The sequence below is a fragment of the Vibrio tubiashii genome (genome assembly GCF_028551255.1).
GTDB classification, from domain to species: domain Bacteria; phylum Pseudomonadota; class Gammaproteobacteria; order Enterobacterales; family Vibrionaceae; genus Vibrio; species Vibrio tubiashii_B.
On the sequence record NZ_CP117029.1, the window covers coordinates 2,359,247 to 2,376,024 of the forward strand.

At 45.5% G+C, this 16,778-nt stretch carries 12 protein-coding genes and 20 tRNA genes; 23 read left to right on the forward strand and 9 right to left on the reverse strand.

Features of this window, described 5'->3' with window-relative positions; all coding sequences use genetic code 11:
• Positions 1 to 15 precede the first annotated feature (15 nt).
• The 23 genes from LYZ37_RS10715 to LYZ37_RS10825 all read left to right on the forward strand — a co-directional run bounded on the left by LYZ37_RS10715 (position 16) and on the right by LYZ37_RS10825 (position 5,407).
• The gene (locus LYZ37_RS10715; RefSeq protein WP_004747085.1) at positions 16 to 960 is read left to right on the forward strand and encodes a ribose-phosphate pyrophosphokinase; all 945 of its coding nucleotides are present in this window, start codon (positions 16 to 18) and stop codon (positions 958 to 960) included.
• A 139-nt stretch (positions 961 to 1,099) separates the two neighbouring features.
• Positions 1,100 to 1,690 carry an aminoacyl-tRNA hydrolase gene (pth, locus tag LYZ37_RS10720; RefSeq protein ID WP_004747087.1) on the forward strand — a complete coding sequence of 197 codons (591 nt, stop codon included), beginning with the start codon at positions 1,100 to 1,102 and terminating at the stop codon, positions 1,688 to 1,690.
• Between the two features lie 10 nt (positions 1,691 to 1,700).
• Positions 1,701 to 2,792, forward strand: coding sequence for a redox-regulated ATPase YchF (ychF, locus tag LYZ37_RS10725; protein WP_004747089.1), 1,092 nt, complete (start codon positions 1,701 to 1,703; stop codon positions 2,790 to 2,792).
• A 269-nt stretch (positions 2,793 to 3,061) separates the two neighbouring features.
• Positions 3,062 to 3,138 (forward strand) — tRNA-Met (locus LYZ37_RS10730).
• A gap of 40 nt (positions 3,139 to 3,178) precedes the next feature.
• Positions 3,179 to 3,263: transfer RNA gene (locus LYZ37_RS10735), tRNA-Leu, on the forward strand.
• A gap of 29 nt (positions 3,264 to 3,292) precedes the next feature.
• Positions 3,293 to 3,367, forward strand: a tRNA-Gln gene (locus LYZ37_RS10740).
• A gap of 78 nt (positions 3,368 to 3,445) precedes the next feature.
• Positions 3,446 to 3,522, forward strand: a tRNA-Met gene (locus LYZ37_RS10745).
• A gap of 52 nt (positions 3,523 to 3,574) precedes the next feature.
• Positions 3,575 to 3,659 (forward strand) — tRNA-Leu (locus LYZ37_RS10750).
• A 31-nt stretch (positions 3,660 to 3,690) separates the two neighbouring features.
• Positions 3,691 to 3,765 (forward strand) — tRNA-Gln (locus LYZ37_RS10755).
• Positions 3,766 to 3,815: 50 nt separating this feature from the next.
• A tRNA-Leu gene (locus tag LYZ37_RS10760) sits at positions 3,816 to 3,900 on the forward strand.
• Positions 3,901 to 3,931: 31 nt separating this feature from the next.
• Positions 3,932 to 4,006: transfer RNA gene (locus LYZ37_RS10765), tRNA-Gln, on the forward strand.
• Between the two features lie 51 nt (positions 4,007 to 4,057).
• A tRNA-Leu gene (locus tag LYZ37_RS10770) sits at positions 4,058 to 4,142 on the forward strand.
• 31 nt (positions 4,143 to 4,173) lie between these two features.
• Positions 4,174 to 4,248: transfer RNA gene (locus LYZ37_RS10775), tRNA-Gln, on the forward strand.
• Positions 4,249 to 4,299: 51 nt separating this feature from the next.
• Positions 4,300 to 4,384: transfer RNA gene (locus LYZ37_RS10780), tRNA-Leu, on the forward strand.
• 31 nt (positions 4,385 to 4,415) lie between these two features.
• Positions 4,416 to 4,490: transfer RNA gene (locus tag LYZ37_RS10785), tRNA-Gln, on the forward strand.
• 50 nt (positions 4,491 to 4,540) lie between these two features.
• Positions 4,541 to 4,625 (forward strand) — tRNA-Leu (locus LYZ37_RS10790).
• A 31-nt stretch (positions 4,626 to 4,656) separates the two neighbouring features.
• A tRNA-Gln gene (locus tag LYZ37_RS10795) sits at positions 4,657 to 4,731 on the forward strand.
• 51 nt (positions 4,732 to 4,782) lie between these two features.
• Positions 4,783 to 4,867 (forward strand) — tRNA-Leu (locus tag LYZ37_RS10800).
• 3 nt (positions 4,868 to 4,870) lie between these two features.
• Positions 4,871 to 4,947, forward strand: a tRNA-Met gene (locus tag LYZ37_RS10805).
• Positions 4,948 to 4,996: 49 nt separating this feature from the next.
• Positions 4,997 to 5,081, forward strand: a tRNA-Leu gene (locus LYZ37_RS10810).
• Positions 5,082 to 5,106: 25 nt separating this feature from the next.
• A tRNA-Leu gene (locus LYZ37_RS10815) sits at positions 5,107 to 5,191 on the forward strand.
• A gap of 2 nt (positions 5,192 to 5,193) precedes the next feature.
• Positions 5,194 to 5,270: transfer RNA gene (locus tag LYZ37_RS10820), tRNA-Met, on the forward strand.
• 52 nt (positions 5,271 to 5,322) lie between these two features.
• Positions 5,323 to 5,407: transfer RNA gene (locus LYZ37_RS10825), tRNA-Leu, on the forward strand.
• Between the two features lie 243 nt (positions 5,408 to 5,650).
• Here LYZ37_RS10825 and LYZ37_RS10830 read toward each other — a convergent pair.
• The 9 genes from LYZ37_RS10830 to flgF form a co-directional block, all read right to left on the reverse strand.
• Positions 5,651 to 6,784 (reverse strand): flagellin, encoded by a 1,134-nt coding sequence (locus LYZ37_RS10830; protein WP_272785489.1) that lies wholly within the window; start codon positions 6,782 to 6,784, stop codon positions 5,651 to 5,653.
• A 496-nt stretch (positions 6,785 to 7,280) separates the two neighbouring features.
• Positions 7,281 to 8,426 carry a flagellin gene (locus LYZ37_RS10835; RefSeq protein ID WP_272785490.1) on the reverse strand — a complete coding sequence of 382 codons (1,146 nt, stop codon included), beginning with the start codon at positions 8,424 to 8,426 and terminating at the stop codon, positions 7,281 to 7,283.
• Positions 8,427 to 8,796: 370 nt separating this feature from the next.
• The gene (flgL, locus tag LYZ37_RS10840) at positions 8,797 to 9,990 is read right to left on the reverse strand and encodes a flagellar hook-associated protein FlgL (RefSeq protein ID WP_272785491.1); all 1,194 of its coding nucleotides are present in this window, start codon (positions 9,988 to 9,990) and stop codon (positions 8,797 to 8,799) included.
• A gap of 10 nt (positions 9,991 to 10,000) precedes the next feature.
• Entirely contained in the window at positions 10,001 to 11,875 is a 1,875-nt protein-coding gene (gene flgK, locus LYZ37_RS10845; protein WP_171325229.1) for a flagellar hook-associated protein FlgK, read from the reverse strand.
• A 258-nt stretch (positions 11,876 to 12,133) separates the two neighbouring features.
• A complete protein-coding gene (gene flgJ / locus LYZ37_RS10850) occupies positions 12,134 to 13,042 on the reverse strand; it encodes a flagellar assembly peptidoglycan hydrolase FlgJ (protein WP_171325231.1) in 909 nt (302 codons plus the stop codon).
• A 10-nt stretch (positions 13,043 to 13,052) separates the two neighbouring features.
• The gene (locus LYZ37_RS10855; RefSeq protein ID WP_272785492.1) at positions 13,053 to 14,144 is read right to left on the reverse strand and encodes a flagellar basal body P-ring protein FlgI; all 1,092 of its coding nucleotides are present in this window, start codon (positions 14,142 to 14,144) and stop codon (positions 13,053 to 13,055) included.
• A gap of 67 nt (positions 14,145 to 14,211) precedes the next feature.
• Positions 14,212 to 14,991: a flagellar basal body L-ring protein FlgH gene (gene flgH, locus LYZ37_RS10860; RefSeq protein ID WP_171325235.1), complete on the reverse strand. Its 780-nt coding sequence runs from the start codon at positions 14,989 to 14,991 to the stop codon at positions 14,212 to 14,214.
• Between the two features lie 25 nt (positions 14,992 to 15,016).
• Positions 15,017 to 15,805 carry a flagellar basal-body rod protein FlgG gene (flgG, locus tag LYZ37_RS10865; protein ID WP_004746763.1) on the reverse strand — a complete coding sequence of 263 codons (789 nt, stop codon included), beginning with the start codon at positions 15,803 to 15,805 and terminating at the stop codon, positions 15,017 to 15,019.
• Positions 15,806 to 15,824: 19 nt separating this feature from the next.
• Positions 15,825 to 16,574 (reverse strand): flagellar basal-body rod protein FlgF, encoded by a 750-nt coding sequence (flgF, locus tag LYZ37_RS10870; RefSeq protein ID WP_069666949.1) that lies wholly within the window; start codon positions 16,572 to 16,574, stop codon positions 15,825 to 15,827.
• Between the last annotated feature and the right edge of the window lie 204 nt (positions 16,575 to 16,778).

The window sequence follows — 16,778 nt, forward strand, 5'->3', positions numbered from 1 at the left end:
CCTGAGGTTTCCACCGTGCCTGATATGAAGCTATTTGCTGGTAACGCTACACCTGAACTAGCCCAACGTATTGCTGATCGTCTATACATCTCTCTTGGTGATGCTACTGTTTCTCGTTTTTCTGATGGCGAAGTCGCTGTTCAAATCAACGAAAACGTACGTGGTAGTGATGTTTTCATCATCCAATCTACTTGTGCACCAACTAACGACAACCTAATGGAACTTGTAGTGATGATTGACGCAATGCGCCGCGCTTCAGCGGGCCGTATTACAGCAGTTATCCCTTACTTTGGTTACGCTCGCCAAGACCGTCGTGTACGTTCTGCTCGTGTGCCAATCACTGCTAAAGTTGTTGCAGATTTCCTTTCTAACGTTGGCGTTGACCGCGTTCTAACCATCGACCTTCACGCTGAGCAAATCCAAGGCTTCTTCGATGTTCCAGTTGACAACATCTTCGGTACACCTGTACTGCTAGAAGACATGGAAGCTCGCGGTCTAGAGAACCCAGTAGTGGTATCTCCAGACCTAGGTGGTGTTGTTCGTGCTCGTGCAACTGCAAAAGCACTAGGTGACATCGATATTGCTATCGTTGATAAGCGCCGTCCACGTGCTAACGTTTCTGAAGTGATGAACCTAATCGGTGATGTAGAAGGTCGCGACTGTGTGATCGTTGATGACATGATCGATACAGGTGGTACGCTATGTAAAGCAGCTGAAGCGCTAAAAGAGCGCGGTGCTAAGCGTGTATTCGCTTACGCAACTCACGCTGTATTCTCAGGCAACGCAGCTCAAAACATCGGTAACTCAGTGCTAGACCAAGTTATCGTGACTGACTCAATCACGCTACCAAAAGAAATGGAAGCGACAGGTAAAGTGACTTGTCTAAGCCTTTCTCGCATGCTTGCTGAAGCAATTCGTCGCATCAGCAATGAAGAGTCAATCTCAGCGATGTTCAACTAATCGCCACTGCGGTTAAATCGAATTGAAAACACCCCTTCTTGGGGTGTTTTTTTATTTGCGTCTATTGCTCGTCTCGCCCGAGGCAAGAATTGTATGCTATCATACTGCGCTTTTTGAGATTCCAAGAGAGATCCTAACCTTGAGTCAACAAATTAAACTTCTTGTCGGCCTTGCTAATCCTGGGCCTGAATATGCCAGAACTCGACACAATGCGGGAGCATGGGTAGTAGAAGAACTCGCACGTATTCACAACGTCACTCTAAAGAACGAAGCCAAGTACTTTGGAATGACAGGGCGAATTATGGTTAACGGTCAGGATCTCCGTTTGCTTATCCCAACCACTTTTATGAACCTCTCAGGTAAATCAATTGCTGCTTTAGCGAAGTTTTATCAAATTAAACCTGAAGAGATCATGGTTGCGCACGATGAGCTAGATTTACCACCAGGTGTCGCAAAGTTTAAGAAAGGCGGTGGCCACGGTGGACATAACGGCTTACGCGACACCATTAGTAAGCTTGGTAATTGCAAAGATTTCTATCGCCTTAGGATCGGCATTGGCCATCCTGGGCACAAAGACAAAGTCGCTGGATTTGTTTTAGGCAAAGCTCCAGCGAAAGAACAAGAGCTTCTTGATGCAGCGGCAGATGAATCTGTTCGTTGTTTAGACATCTTGATTAAGGATGGTCTATCAAAAGCGCAAAATCGTTTACACACGTTCAAAGCTGAATAAGGTTACTATCATGGGTTTTAAATGTGGCATCGTTGGTCTACCAAACGTTGGTAAGTCAACTCTGTTTAATGCACTCACTAAAGCAGGTATCGAAGCGGCAAACTTCCCGTTTTGTACTATCGAGCCAAACACAGGCGTAGTACCTGTGCCAGATCTGCGCTTAGACGCACTAGCAAAGATTGTTAACCCACAAAAAGTACTACCAACCACAATGGAATTCGTTGATATCGCGGGCCTCGTTGCTGGTGCTTCACGTGGCGAAGGTTTAGGTAACAAATTCCTAGCAAACATCCGTGAAACTGACGCGATCGGTCACGTTGTACGCTGTTTTGAAAATGAAAACATCGTTCACGTTGCAGGTAAAGTATCACCAATCGAAGACATCGAGGTGATCAACCTAGAACTTGCAATGGCTGACTTAGATTCTTGTGAGCGCGCGATTCAGCGTAATGCTAAAAAAGCTAAAGGTGGCGACAAAGACGCGAAATTTGAACTGACTGTTCTTGAAAAGCTACTTCCAGTTCTAACTGAGGGTGGCATGGCGCGTACCGTTGAGCTATCTAAAGAAGAACTAGCAGCAGTGGGTTACCTAAACTTCCTAACGCTTAAGCCGACTATGTACATCGCTAACGTTAACGAAGATGGTTTCGAGAACAACCCGTACCTAGACGCTGTACGTGAATACGCAGAGAAAGAGAACAACGTCGTTGTTGCAGTGTGTGCAGCAATCGAATCAGAACTTTCTGAGCTTGACGATGAAGATCGTGAAGAGTTCCTTGCAGATATGGGCATCGAAGAACCGGGCCTTAACCGTGTGATCCGTTCAGGCTACGAGCTATTAACTCTGCACACTTACTTTACTGCTGGCGTTAAAGAAGTTCGCGCATGGACGATCCCTGTAGGTGCAACAGCGCCTCAAGCAGCGGGTAAGATCCACACTGACTTCGAGAAAGGCTTCATTCGAGCTGAAGTTGTTGGTTACGATGACTTTATCCAGTTTAATGGTGAAAGCGGTGCGAAAGATGCAGGTAAATGGCGTTTAGAAGGTAAAGATTACATCGTAAAAGATGGCGATGTTGTTCACTTCCGTTTCAACGTTTAATTTGCGTCCAAGTCATTGACTTTAAAAGCCAGCACTTACGCTGGCTTTTTTATTGCCCTTTAACAAAGAAACAAATTAACTCTTCCAAGTGATGTCAATTTGTTATCAGTTTTCGATCATTAACACGCCTCTTTGTTTAAAAAGAAACCGAACGGTTGATTTCTGAGGATTTATTCAAAAAAACTATTGACGGCTTTGCCTCAACTTCGCATAATGCGCGCCGTTCCCAACGATAAGGCAACGAATCGGAGAGAACAAAAATATGGTATGGCTACGTAGCTCAGCTGGTTAGAGCACATCACTCATAATGATGGGGTCACAGGTTCGAATCCCGTCGTAGCCACCATTCCTAAACACTTTTCTTTTTAAAGTCGTTAGGAATTGATGCGGAAGTGGCGGAATTGGTAGACGCACCAGATTTAGGTTCTGGCGCCGCAAGGTGTGAGAGTTCAAGTCTCTCCTTCCGCACCATATTTTATAGCTTTTAAAGCTATGCCTGCAGGTCTATCGCCAAGCGGTAAGGCAGCGGCTTTTGATGCCGCCATTCCCTGGTTCGAATCCAGGTAGACCTGCCACTATTCAAGGTGTCGAGCCTAATTAAAAAAGGGCTTGTCACTAAGGGCTAGAGAGTTTATATTGTCTCGCTCACGAGTGGCTACGTAGCTCAGCTGGTTAGAGCACATCACTCATAATGATGGGGTCACAGGTTCGAATCCCGTCGTAGCCACCATTTACAATTTCATATGGCTTTTACCAATTAGCGGTATGAATACAAAATTGATGCGGAAGTGGCGGAATTGGTAGACGCACCAGATTTAGGTTCTGGCGCCGCAAGGTGTGAGAGTTCAAGTCTCTCCTTCCGCACCATTATTTGAAGTCTCTTTAATTAGAGCACTGCAGGTCTATCGCCAAGCGGTAAGGCAGCGGCTTTTGATGCCGCCATTCCCTGGTTCGAATCCAGGTAGACCTGCCATTACAATGTCTAGTTGATTCTCCAATTATCAGCTAAGACTAAAAATTGATGCGGAAGTGGCGGAATTGGTAGACGCACCAGATTTAGGTTCTGGCGCCGCAAGGTGTGAGAGTTCAAGTCTCTCCTTCCGCACCATTATTTGAAGTCTCTTTAATTAGAGCACTGCAGGTCTATCGCCAAGCGGTAAGGCAGCGGCTTTTGATGCCGCCATTCCCTGGTTCGAATCCAGGTAGACCTGCCATTACAACGTCTAGTTGATTCTCCAATTATCAGCTAAGACTAAAAAATTGATGCGGAAGTGGCGGAATTGGTAGACGCACCAGATTTAGGTTCTGGCGCCGCAAGGTGTGAGAGTTCAAGTCTCTCCTTCCGCACCATTATTTGAAGCCTCTTTAATTAGAGCACTGCAGGTCTATCGCCAAGCGGTAAGGCAGCGGCTTTTGATGCCGCCATTCCCTGGTTCGAATCCAGGTAGACCTGCCATTACAATTTCATATGGCTTTTACCAATTAGCGGTATGAATACAAAATTGATGCGGAAGTGGCGGAATTGGTAGACGCACCAGATTTAGGTTCTGGCGCCGCAAGGTGTGAGAGTTCAAGTCTCTCCTTCCGCACCATTATTTGAAGTCTCTTTAATTAGAGCACTGCAGGTCTATCGCCAAGCGGTAAGGCAGCGGCTTTTGATGCCGCCATTCCCTGGTTCGAATCCAGGTAGACCTGCCATTACAATGTCTAGTTGATTCTCCAATTATCAGCTAAGACTAAAAATTGATGCGGAAGTGGCGGAATTGGTAGACGCACCAGATTTAGGTTCTGGCGCCGCAAGGTGTGAGAGTTCAAGTCTCTCCTTCCGCACCATTATTTGAAGTCTCTTTAATTAGAGCACTGCAGGTCTATCGCCAAGCGGTAAGGCAGCGGCTTTTGATGCCGCCATTCCCTGGTTCGAATCCAGGTAGACCTGCCATTACAACGTCTAGTTGATTCTCCAATTATCAGCTAAGACTAAAAAATTGATGCGGAAGTGGCGGAATTGGTAGACGCACCAGATTTAGGTTCTGGCGCCGCAAGGTGTGAGAGTTCAAGTCTCTCCTTCCGCACCATTTGGCTACGTAGCTCAGCTGGTTAGAGCACATCACTCATAATGATGGGGTCACAGGTTCGAATCCCGTCGTAGCCACCATTAGTTTCGATCATTTGTGGTTATACACATGATCACGTAGTTTCAAGATGCGGAAGTGGCGGAATTGGTAGACGCACCAGATTTAGGTTCTGGCGCCGCAAGGTGTGAGAGTTCAAGTCTCTCCTTCCGCACCATCTTGAAGACTACAGCCATATTTATGCGGAAGTGGCGGAATTGGTAGACGCACCAGATTTAGGTTCTGGCGCCGCAAGGTGTGAGAGTTCAAGTCTCTCCTTCCGCACCATTGGCTACGTAGCTCAGCTGGTTAGAGCACATCACTCATAATGATGGGGTCACAGGTTCGAATCCCGTCGTAGCCACCATTTACAACTTCGTATTGCTTTTACCAATTAGCAATATGAATATAGATTTGTTGCGGAAGTGGCGGAATTGGTAGACGCACCAGATTTAGGTTCTGGCGCCGCAAGGTGTGAGAGTTCAAGTCTCTCCTTCCGCACCATTATTTAAAGAAACTCGGCTATTTAGCTGGGTTTTCTTTTATCTGCAATATGCTCTCCTCTACATCTCATACCTATTGGACTAATAGGTGATCAGATATTTATTCTGGTGGTATCACCACGATTCTGCTAATCGCCACTACGTATCTACACGACGCTTTTTGAACAGCTGCAAACATAAAAAATCCAGCCGAAACTGGATTTTAATTAAGTCATGACTTTTTTTGTGCTAAGAGACTAACTCTTTAGCCTAAAAGCCCCAACGCTGAGTTGGGCGCTTGCTTTGCTTGTGCAAGAACAGAACTTGATGCTTGCGATAGGATCTGAGACTTAGTAAGTGCCGTTGTCTCTTTCGCAAAGTCTGTATCCTTGATACGGCTCTTAGACGCATTCACGTTTTCGTTGATATTGTCTAAGTTGTTAATCGCATGGTTGAAACGGTTTTGGAATGCACCAAGCTCAGCACGATGGCTATCAACAAACTTAAGTGCTGAGTCGACAATCGCTACGGCTTGTTGCGAACCACCAACAGTTGTAACATCCATCGTATCGACTGTAACTGCTTGCGCGGCACCAATACTTAACTCACCAGCAAGTGCGCCACCAAAAGTCGCAACACCTTCAACTCGGTTGTTATCCGTGAATAACTGTAGCTTACCATCTTCGTCAACAGACGCTGTTACTAGGTCTGTTTGACCGTTGATGTAAGTGGCTAGCTCTTCGATGTCATCACCTTCTTTGGCATTAATGGTAACGTTTTGAGCCTGGCCAAACTTGTCAGTCAGTGCAATGGTCAGATCATTCGCGCCCGCTTGTACGCTCCAGTCTTTATCTTGACCGTTTGCGGCAACGTAACTATTACCACCCATCATTGCATTATCACTGCGCATGTTGTTCATGGTTAGCATTACTGCCTCACCATTATCCGCACCAATCTGGAAGGATTTGGTAGCAAATGTGCCGTTTAGTAGCTTGTTACCACCAAATGAAGTGGTTTCAGCAATACGGTTTAGCTCATCATTTAGCGCTGTTACTTCCTCTTGGATAGCAACACGCTCAGACTTAGAGTTTGAACCGTTAGCAGATTGAAGTGACAAGTCACGCATACGTTGCAGAATGTTAGTCGTTTCATTCATAGCACCTTCAGCAGTTTGTGCCATTGAAATACCGTCATTCGCGTTACGTACTGCGACATCTAAGCCACGGCTTTGCACATTCAAACGGTTAGAGATCTGAAGACCTGCCGCATCGTCTTTTGCGCTGTTAATCTTAAAGCCAGATGAAAGTCTTTCCATCGACGTTTGTTGGGCAGTAGTCGCACTGTTTAAATAACGCTGTGCTGTCATTGCCGAAACGTTTGTATTTACATTAACCGCCATAGTGGTTTCTCCTATTGATTTCCGTACACCGGAGGTAAAGGGTTTCCGACGTCTCGGTAAACCAATTAGTTCTCTCAAAGTAACCTTATTAACGACGTAAAATTGATTATCTTTAGAGCTAAATTGGCAAATATTTTAAAAAACCAAGGATTAGAAGGAGATATTGACACAGACCACAGATATGAAATCAATTGCTAAAGTTTTTCAATCGTCTGCCGATGCTGCGCGGTTTTGAGTTGAGTGGGGGATAGGAAGTAGATGGAATTTTCTTTAGGCAAAAGAAAAGCCCCTTTCCTTTGAGAGAACCGGGGCTATTTGGTAGCCAATGCCAATATGGAGATCGAGAGAAATGATCACAGCCTGGCTGCCGTGCTACATAAGTGACTCCAGTTATGGAGCAGGTGTGAGAGAGAGCTCCATTACCTGATCACCTATGTTTGCCGTCAAAATCACACTGCCCCTACGTCTAGGTTAATGTCAGTGTAAAGTTTGACTATTACTGCAATAGTGACATTGCAGAGTTAGGCAACTGTTTTGCTTGAGCAAGTATTGATGTACCCGCTTGTTGCAGAATTTGTGCTTTCGTCATCGCCGTCGTCTCTTTCGCGAAGTCTGTATCGCGGATTCGACTGTTCGATGCTTCAACGTTTTCCTGGATGTTAGCTAAGTTGTTGATACTGTGGCTCAGACGGTTTTGTTTCGCACCTAAGTCCGCACGTTGTGAATCCACATACTTAAGAGCCGCATCAATAATGCCTACCGCATTTTGCGCGCCACCTACAGAGCGAACATCAATGTTTTGTACTGAGGTTTGAACACCTGGACCACCACTTAAACCAAGCTCGCCAGCAAGGCCACCTGAAATATTCAAGTTACCCTGAAGGTTTGGTTCCGCGGCAAAGATTTGCAGTCTACCATCTTGGTCTACAGATGCTTTTAGTTTGTCTGTTTGACCATTGATGTAGGTTGCTAATTCTTCGATGTCATCACCCTCTTTGGCAATAACATCTAATGTCACAGCTTCACCATCTTTGGTTGTAAACTCAAACTTCAGATCTTTGGCCGTTGGAGGTACGCCCCAGTCTTTATCTTTCGCCTGTTCAGGTGCAGATATAAAGGATTGACCACCCATACGGAAATCATCCGCACGGATACTGGTCAAGCCCATAATAATAGCCTCACCAGAACTCGCGCCAATTTGGAATGATGCTTCACCAAATGAACCGTTTAGTAGCTTTCGACCACCAAATGATGTTGTTTCCGCGATTCGGTTAAGCTCATCTTGTAGCGCCGATACCTCTTCATGCAGTGCTTGGCGCTCAGAAGCTGAGTTAGTGCCGTTAGCCGACTGTAGTGACAAGTCGCGCATACGTTGAAGAATCGACGTCGACTCATTCATTGCACCTTCCGCTGTTTGAGCGATCGAGATGCCGTCATTTGCGTTGCGCATAGCCACATCTAAACCACGAGACTGAGCCGTCAATCGATTCGAAATTTGTAGGCCTGCCGCATCATCTTTCGCGCTGTTAATTCTTTGACCTGAAGATAGACGTTCCATGGAGGTATTTAACTCTCCAGTCGCCTTATTCAGGTAACGCTGAGCGGTCATCGCCGACACGTTAGTATTTACTGTAATGGTCATACTTTGCTCTCCTATTGAGTTCGCAAGTGCTTGCGAAGCGGCCAGCTTTGTCTCATTTGGAAGCACTGACCGTAAATGACTTGCTAAGTAGATCTATTGCCTACTTAAAACTAATTTGTTTAACTCTGCACTAACCAATTCAAGTTATGTGCCAATTTTAAATTAGTCACCAAATAAATTAATTTCCTTTTATTTATTAGCAACTTAAAAAGCAAGTTTATTATTCACTCGCATTGAACAAATATTACTCACTTAAAACGGCAAATTGATTGCCGCTCTTTTGCCACTAGATTGCCACTACTACCTTGGCCGCTTTATCCAATAGCTGTTTCTATCTCGCACTTATGGCATTGCACATAAGGCTTTGAGCTTAGATATAATTAAATAGTGTCAGGTCTTTGGTTTTGCCAAATGCCTGTTGAGATGCCTGGAGCGCACGAGAGTTCTCATTGAACTCAATGATCGCTTCAGCATAATCAAGATCTTCAAAATTACTTTTGGACTTGGCCAATGTCATATTGAAGTCATCATGCTGCTCTTCTTGAATGTCTAGCGTACTTAATCGAGCACCCACATCTGTACGTGCCTTGTTCAAGTGAATAAAAGCAGAGTGAAATTCTTCCACAACTCGGTGTAACTGAGCGGTGTTTGATGTGTCAGATACAGAGCCTTGCGACAGTGCCATCGCATCTTGAAAGGTTTCAAAAATGCTATAAGTGCGTTTGGGCTCTAAAGTAATTTGGTCACCTTTAGTAATTTGCCCTTTTACTTGAATCGACACATCTTCAAACTTGATACCCACGGCAGGATCGAAGGTATCGGCTTTTACCACTGCACCATCACGCTCAAGTTGATAACCGTATTTTCCATCAGGCATATCAACAAATGTCACCTTGTAAGTAGAGGTATCATCAGGGTTGATATTGTTCGCGCGCTCAAGTAAGAGCTCTGAAGTCTCGTTTAGAGTGTATTTAGGCTCAAAATCACCAAACGGGTTATCAATCTCCATAAACAATTTGCTGCCTGGATCGTTGATTGGCATTTCTAAACTGTTAGAGATTTTCATCTTGCGTTGATAATCATCGCCTGCATATACGACGTCACCATCTTTATCACGAAAGAAAGGCTGATTCTTAGGCTTAGTTCCAGCAAAAATATAGTTCCCAGACTCATCCTGAACATTTACTAGATTCAAGAAGTTATCGGCAATTTCCTGCATTTCACGGCGTTTCGCGAAACGGTCTTCCGGTGACAACGAACCATTGATCATTTCCATTACGGTTCGTTTTGCTTCATCAGCATAATCTTCCGCATTGGAGATAATGACTTCATGATGCTCTAGGCGATTACGGGAAAGAGTAATTGCATCGGTAAACTGACGCAGTTGCTCTTTCTGCTGACCGATGTTCTGTATGTAATGCGTGGCGAGTGGATCGTCACTCGCTTTCATTAACTTTTTACCCGATGCTAATTGCGCTTGGTTGTGATGCACTTTTGCTTCCGAGCGACGTAAGTCGTTCTGCACCGACTGATAGTTATGGAAGCTAGAAATACGATTCATCATTTATGCCTCCTTATCTCAGCGCAAGAATGGTGTTAAAAGTGTCGTTAGCCGCCTGCATGATGCGCGACGACGCCATATAAGCTTGCTGAAACTTCATCATGTTGGCCGCTTCTTCATCCAGGTTAACACCTGAAATCGATGCAACTCTTTCCTGTGCGGCTTCTTTCTCCAAACGAGAAACATCGGTTAAGCGCGAAGCCGTAGACATTTGAAGACCGACATCGGTATTGAGGTTGTGGTAAATGTCGAGAATGGTCGACTCACCATCATTAAGCTTCTTATCCGTTTGGATGTTTTGCATTTTTAGTAGATTGCCGTTGTCACCTTCAGAGGGGACAAGATTTGCCGTAAACTTATCATTTGGCAGAGCGCCTCCAGTAAGCTCAAATGAGGTACCCTGAACCGTTACAGCGCCACTAGGTGGATAAGCTTGTGGTTGAAGTAAAATGTTCCCTTTAGTATCCGTTACTGCAAACTGCTGACCATCAGGTGAAATAATCACTTCAAACTCTCGCAAATCGCCTGCTTGAGCAATGCTAAATTGCGCACTGCCTTGAGCAAAAGTCGTAGAGGCTTCATAACTTTGCGCGGCAATATCACTGGGATCATTGGTAGCCATTTGCATCTGAGCGGCGCCGCTCCGAGTCGGACGAATAAGTACTCTTTCACCGGCCTCTAAACCGTTGCGAATATCAATTCTCAAACCATCTAAAGCGATAGCATTATCGACAACCGGAACAATAAACTGCTCACCTGATGGACGGGTGACATAATAATCACCACCCACATATTGCAAAGAATATTGCCCGCCAACGAGCTGACTGGTGTCTTCGATATAAACCGCCAAGTCCGCTTTTGAGTTAGAAGAAGTGACAACACGGGACTCTGCAATAAAATCGGAGTTCACATCAGTGAACATCAACCCACCAATGTTTCCACGTAAATCTAGACCTTGGGACTGTAAGCTATTGACTTCGTAAGAGAAGGAAGTTGCAAGCTTACCAAGTTCATCCATCAACTGAGGAATCTTTTCGTCACGCATTGTTAGCATGGCACCGATTTTTCCATCAATATCTTTGGTGGTAATCGCTTTGATACCCTTACCTTCAATCATGGCTAAGCGACGTTGATGAACATCTGGATAGCCATCAATCATTTTTAGCTCACTGGCTTCAGTACCTGAAACCAAGGTATGGCCGTTACCAATATGAACGTTAAAACCCTCTGCGTTTTTGCGCGGCGTTACGGTAACTTTGGTGTACTCAGAGAGTTCTGCGATAAGCTTCTCATGCGTATCCATCAAATCATTATGTGGACCAGGTGTACGCATCATAAGACGGTGTAAATCTCGGATCTCTAAAGCAAGCTGGTTTACACGCTCGATACCTAAATCAAGCTTCTTGTTAGTCACATCAGACTGACGACGAACCGTTTCATGGAAGTCATTTAGGTTCTGGGTAATCAAGTTTGCCTTTTCAAGCACAACTTTACGCGCACCCACGTCATTCGGGCTGTCAGCCAATGACTTAACGGCATCAAACCACTCGTTGAGGTTTTCTGGAATTTTTTTCGAAGCAACCGATGACAACATATTGGAAAGCATTTCCAAATTGGCTTCGTCATCGACTTTATGGGCGTAATTGGTGGTGGAGACATTAAGTTCATTAACGGCAAACTGATCCCAAGAGCGGCGAACTTTTTCCACATGAACGCCCATACCATAGGTTTCCCCGCCATATTGGCGTGGCATATTTGTGCCTTGTATCACCGACTGACGGCTATAACCCTCTGTATTCACATTAGAGATGTTATGACCGGTGGTGTTTAATTGTCTCTGAGCTGTGAGAACGCTTTGCGAACCAAGATTCAGAAGATCAGACGACATATTGCCCCCAAGAAACCTTTTAAAATCAGCGTTAACTGAACATCTGAGATAAGAATAGCAATATGTGTGCCAAGTGCGGGATGCGGGATGCGGGATGCGGGATGCGGGATGCGGGATGATTTTATCTAGTTAGAGAGAAGCCCTGTCAATAGCTCCTCTCGCCTCTCGAAACGGAGTGTTCTGTAGGACGAAGTCCGTTCCGATATCTGTAGGGCGAAGCCCGTTCCAGTATCTCAGGACGCAATCCGTCCTTTCGCCTTACATCTGATCAATACGCGCTTTTACGCTGAGAACTTTGTCTGCGTATCTAGGGTCGGTTGCATAGCCTGCTTGGTGGATGCCGCGAATAAATTCTTCGTTATTGCCGCCATGACGTAAAGCTGTGGTATAGCGAGGGTTTTCATTAAGAAAACGCACGTAGTCGTTAAAGCTCTCTTCATAGTTAGCGTACGAGCGGAAAGCGGCATTCTCTTTAACTGGCACGCCTTGGTGATACTCTAAAGTTTGAGTAGAAACTTTATCACCTGACCAGCTTCGATCTGCCTTAATATTGAATAGGTTATTACTGCTGCCACGAGAGTTATTAACTACTTTCTGCCCCCAACCCGTTTCTAACGCGGCTTGAGCCAGTAGAAGCGATGAGTCGATACCAAGCGCTCTTGCCGCTTTTTCAGCATAAGGCTTCATTGACGTGACGAAGGTTTCCGGCGACTCAAAGCGAGATGGTTGAGGCTGTAAAGGTAATTCAACGCTAGTTGCATCAGCACGTTCATGGCGAATACGGTCAATTTTCTCCATCACAGCTTCAAAATCTTCATTGCGCGCTTTGGCACTCTGATTTTCAACGCTGCCCGTAGAAAGTTGAGCGACAATCATATCGGCCAAGCCAAGTGAACCTGAAGCGCTTAGCTCACTGGACATCTGCTCGTCCATCATTTGTCGATAAAACTGCTGGTTTTGACTGTCCATCAAACCCGACTCAAAAGTCGAGTTGGCATCACGCATGGATTTGAACAGCATCGAGGTAAAAATCGCTTCAAATTGCTTGGCTGCCGCGGTTAGCGCTGCTTTTTCACTACCTTCGTCACCTTCCACTGCTTGCTTACGTAACTTATCTAAGCCTGCAATATCGTGAATAAAGCCGATGTCATTACCATTGTTAATCATGCTCTACTCCTTAGATAACGATCAGTTGACCTTCAATCGCCCCTGCTTGCTTAAGCGCTTGCAGAATTGCCATTAAGTCCGAAGGTGCTGCGCCAACTTCATTCACCGCTCGAACCAGATCATCCAATGTCAGACCCGGCTCAAACTTAAACATTTTACCTTGCTCTTCCGTTACCTCGATATCCGTATCAGGCACGACAACGGTTTCTCCGCCACCAAACGCGTTAGGCTGACTAACATTGAGGTTTTCTTTGATCGCCACCGTCATACCGCCATGAGTGACCGCAGCAGGCTTCAAACGCACATGCTTACCCACCACTATCGTACCAGTGCGTGAGTTGACAATGATTTTTGCCGAGCCTTCAGCAGGATTAAATTCGATATTTTCAATTGCAGATAAGAAAGCCACGCGTTGAGTAATGTCACGCGGAGCACGTACTTTCACAGACGTCGCATCAACCGCAGCGGCCATTTGCGGACCAAGGAAATTGTTTACCGCATCAGCCATGCGCTGCGCAGTGGTAAAATCAGATTCAAGCAGGTTAAACGTGATGTAGTCACCACGGCTAAACGGAGTGGGTATCTCACGTTCAACCATAGCGCCATTAGAAATCATGCCCGCTGTCGGGTTATTGCCGACAATTTTTGAGCCATCCGCCCCTGTTGCACTAAAACCACTGACGACAAGGTTGCCCTGTGCTACGGCATAGATTTGCCCATCGAGACCTTTAAGCATTGTCTGCATAAGCGTCCCGCCTCGTAGGCTTTTAGCCGAACCTATCGAGGACACGGTCACATCAATGGTTTGGCCTTGCTTTGAAAAGGCAGGCAGCTCAGCAGTCACAATCACGGCAGCAACGTTCTTACTTTTTGGCTTTGTGCCCGGTGGCATTTGAATGCCAAAGTTTTGCAACATTGCATTAAAGCTTTGATCAGTAAAAGGTGTAGATTCTCCGGTGCCAGGTAAACCTGTGACCAAACCATAGCCAACCAATTGGTTACTACGCACACCAGCAACTTGCGAGACATCTTTGATACGTGCGGCCTGGACCGACGTCGCGACAAACATCATACTGGTTAAAAGGAGAAACAACTTTTTCATGATCATACCCTTGTTCTAATCTCTATGCCCACTTTACACGCTGCCAAAAAAGCGGCATCAGATGGATTTATAGGGAGACATTAAAGAATCGTGCCAAGAATCCCGGTTCTTGCATATCTTGTTGCGTTCCAGTGCCTGAGTACTGAATACGAGCATTAGAAATTCGGTTCGATGCAATCGTATTATCATACTTAATGTCATCCGGACGGATAGTGCCGCTCAAGCGAATGTACTCATCGCCAGTATTAAGTGTAAGCCACTTTTCACCGCGAATAATCAAGTTGCCATTGGCCAGTACTTCGATAACCTCAACCGTAATTGAGCCAGAAATACTGTTGCTCTGGTTGGCTGCTGCACTGCCCTTGAACTTGTTGTCGTTACTTAAGTTATAAGAGAAATTGTAGTCGCCAATATTCAGTTGTTGTCCACCAACTTCTAGTGGGTCCATTGACGCATCATTGTTTTTCGATAGATCTGCATCCGAGCTTTTCGCTGCTTTGGTGCTCTCATCAAGTGTTACGGTAATGATATCTCCAATGCCACGCGGTTTAGAGTCATCATATAGGCTATTAGTGCTTGCCGTGTCGAAGAGTGAACCTGTTGCCGCTGCATAGTGCTCAGGTTTGTGCTTAGGGTGAATTGGCGCCCAAGCCGGATCACCTGAGACAGGGTCTGTACGGTTACGTAGAGAATCAATTAGCCCAGAACTTTCCTGCTCCGATTTATCCCCTTCAACAGCATCGACAGTCGTCGTGCCTTGAGTCACATCTGGGGTTTCAATTGGCGGCTCTAACATCGAGCATCCAGACATCACTGCTACTGTAAAAAGTGCGATTATGCGTTTCATTATTTCTCTCCACCCTAAACAATGATTACAGCTGCTGATTCACGAAGCTCATCATCTTATCGACAGCAGAGATGACTTTAGAATTCATTTCATACACACGCTGAGCTTCGATCATATTCACTAGCTCTTCGGTCACGTTAACGTTGGAGGTTTCTAGCATCGATTGTCTGACTTCACCAAAACCGTCAAAACCCGGTACGCCCTCTTGAGGATCACCACTCGCACCTGTTGGTAAGTAAAGGTTTTGACCAATTGGCTCTAAGCCACCTGGGTTAATGAAATCCACCGTTGCAATCTGACCAACCACTTGGTTGTCTTGCTGACCACGAACGCGAACAGAGACCTCACCATCCGTACCCACCGTAATGCTAATCGCATCTTCTGGGATAGCAATTTCAGGCTCAAGGGCATAACCTGCACCTGAAGTCACAATGACCCCTTCGTCGTTAACAGTAAATTGACCGTTACGAGAATAACCAATGTTGCCGTCTGGCATCAGAATCTGGAAGAAGCCGTCACCTTCAATCATCATATCCAGGCTATTGTTAGTTGTTTGAGTGTTGCCTTGAGTATGGACTTTTTGTGTCGCAACAACCTTAGAACCTGCGCCTAGCATTAAGCCGCTTGGCAGTTCGGTGTTCTGAGAAGACTGACCACCTGGCTGATTGATGTTCTGGTAGAACAAATCTTCAAAAACCGCGCGGCTCTTTTTATAACCAACGGTTGAAGCGTTCGCCAAGTTGTTTGAAATGGTTGAAATATTGGTTTGTTGAGCGTCTAAGCCCGTTTTACTTACCCATAGTGCCGGATGCATAGCTCTCTCCTAGAATCTGTTAGCTCATACGAAGCAGAGAATCAGACGCTTTGTCCATATCTTCTGCTGTGCTCATCATTTTTACTTGCATTTCAAACTGACGTTGCAAGTCAATTAGATTGGTCATCTCGCCAATAGCATTGACGTTACTACCTTCAATTGCGCCTGTGAGCAGTTTTACACTGGCATCCGCTTCGTATGCCGCATTAGGATCTTTTGCACGGAACAAGCCGTTAATATCTTTGAATAGTGATTGATTGTTGGTGCGAGTGAGTTTGATACGGTCAACAACTTCAATTGCATCGGCTGGAGCGCCTTGAGGAACAACTGAAATCGTACCGTCGTTACCAATCTCAACTTTACTGATTGGGATAGGCAATGTGATTGGTGCACCCGTTTCACCTAGAACAAGATTACCGTTGCCGCTAACCAGCAAGCCATTGACATCAATCTTTAGGTTACCGTTGCGCGTAAGACCTTCTTTACCCGTTTTATCAAGTACAGAGATCCAGCCATCACCTTGGATGGTGACATCTAAGTCACGCCCAGTGGTAATCACGCTGCCTTGTTGGAAATTATGTCCCGGACGTTCTGTCATGCTAAACACACGGCTTGGTAGACCATCGCCGTACGCTTGCATTGAGCGAGCTTGCGCCAAATCAGCACGGAAACCCGTGGTACTGACGTTCGCCAAGTTGTTTGCTCTGAGCTGCAAAGCCTGCATATTTTGCTTGGCGCCGCTCATAGCGAGAAACAGTGCACGATCCATAATTTGCTCCAAAAATCACAATTCAGATCAATAAAAGCAATTGGCGTGCCAGTTTTATTTTTACTTAAAAATCAGAATATTAAATAAAAAACGGCAAGAGAATAAGAGGATTTACGGAGGGTTTTGCCGTAGTGGCAACAATAGCAAGCTGATCATTGCCACCAGCTTGCTATTCAGATGATTGCGACATCTCGCTAGGAATAC

Coding starts and splice junctions, on each gene's coding strand:
- ychF (WP_004747089.1), top strand. CDS start 1,701: ATGGGTTTTAAATGTGGCATCGTTGGTCTACCAAACGTTGGTAAGTCA.
- LYZ37_RS10830 (WP_272785489.1), bottom strand. CDS start 6,784: ATGGCGGTTAATGTAAATACAAACGTTTCGGCAATGACAGCACAGCGT.
- LYZ37_RS10835 (WP_272785490.1), bottom strand. CDS start 8,426: ATGACCATTACAGTAAATACTAACGTGTCGGCGATGACCGCTCAGCGT.
- flgL (WP_272785491.1), bottom strand. CDS start 9,990: ATGATGAATCGTATTTCTAGCTTCCATAACTATCAGTCGGTGCAGAAC.
- flgK (WP_171325229.1), bottom strand. CDS start 11,875: ATGTCGTCTGATCTTCTGAATCTTGGTTCGCAAAGCGTTCTCACAGCT.
- flgJ (WP_171325231.1), bottom strand. CDS start 13,042: ATGATTAACAATGGTAATGACATCGGCTTTATTCACGATATTGCAGGC.
- LYZ37_RS10855 (WP_272785492.1), bottom strand. CDS start 14,144: ATGAAAAAGTTGTTTCTCCTTTTAACCAGTATGATGTTTGTCGCGACG.
- flgH (WP_171325235.1), bottom strand. CDS start 14,991: ATGAAACGCATAATCGCACTTTTTACAGTAGCAGTGATGTCTGGATGC.
- flgG (WP_004746763.1), bottom strand. CDS start 15,805: ATGCATCCGGCACTATGGGTAAGTAAAACGGGCTTAGACGCTCAACAA.
- flgF (WP_069666949.1), bottom strand. CDS start 16,574: ATGGATCGTGCACTGTTTCTCGCTATGAGCGGCGCCAAGCAAAATATG.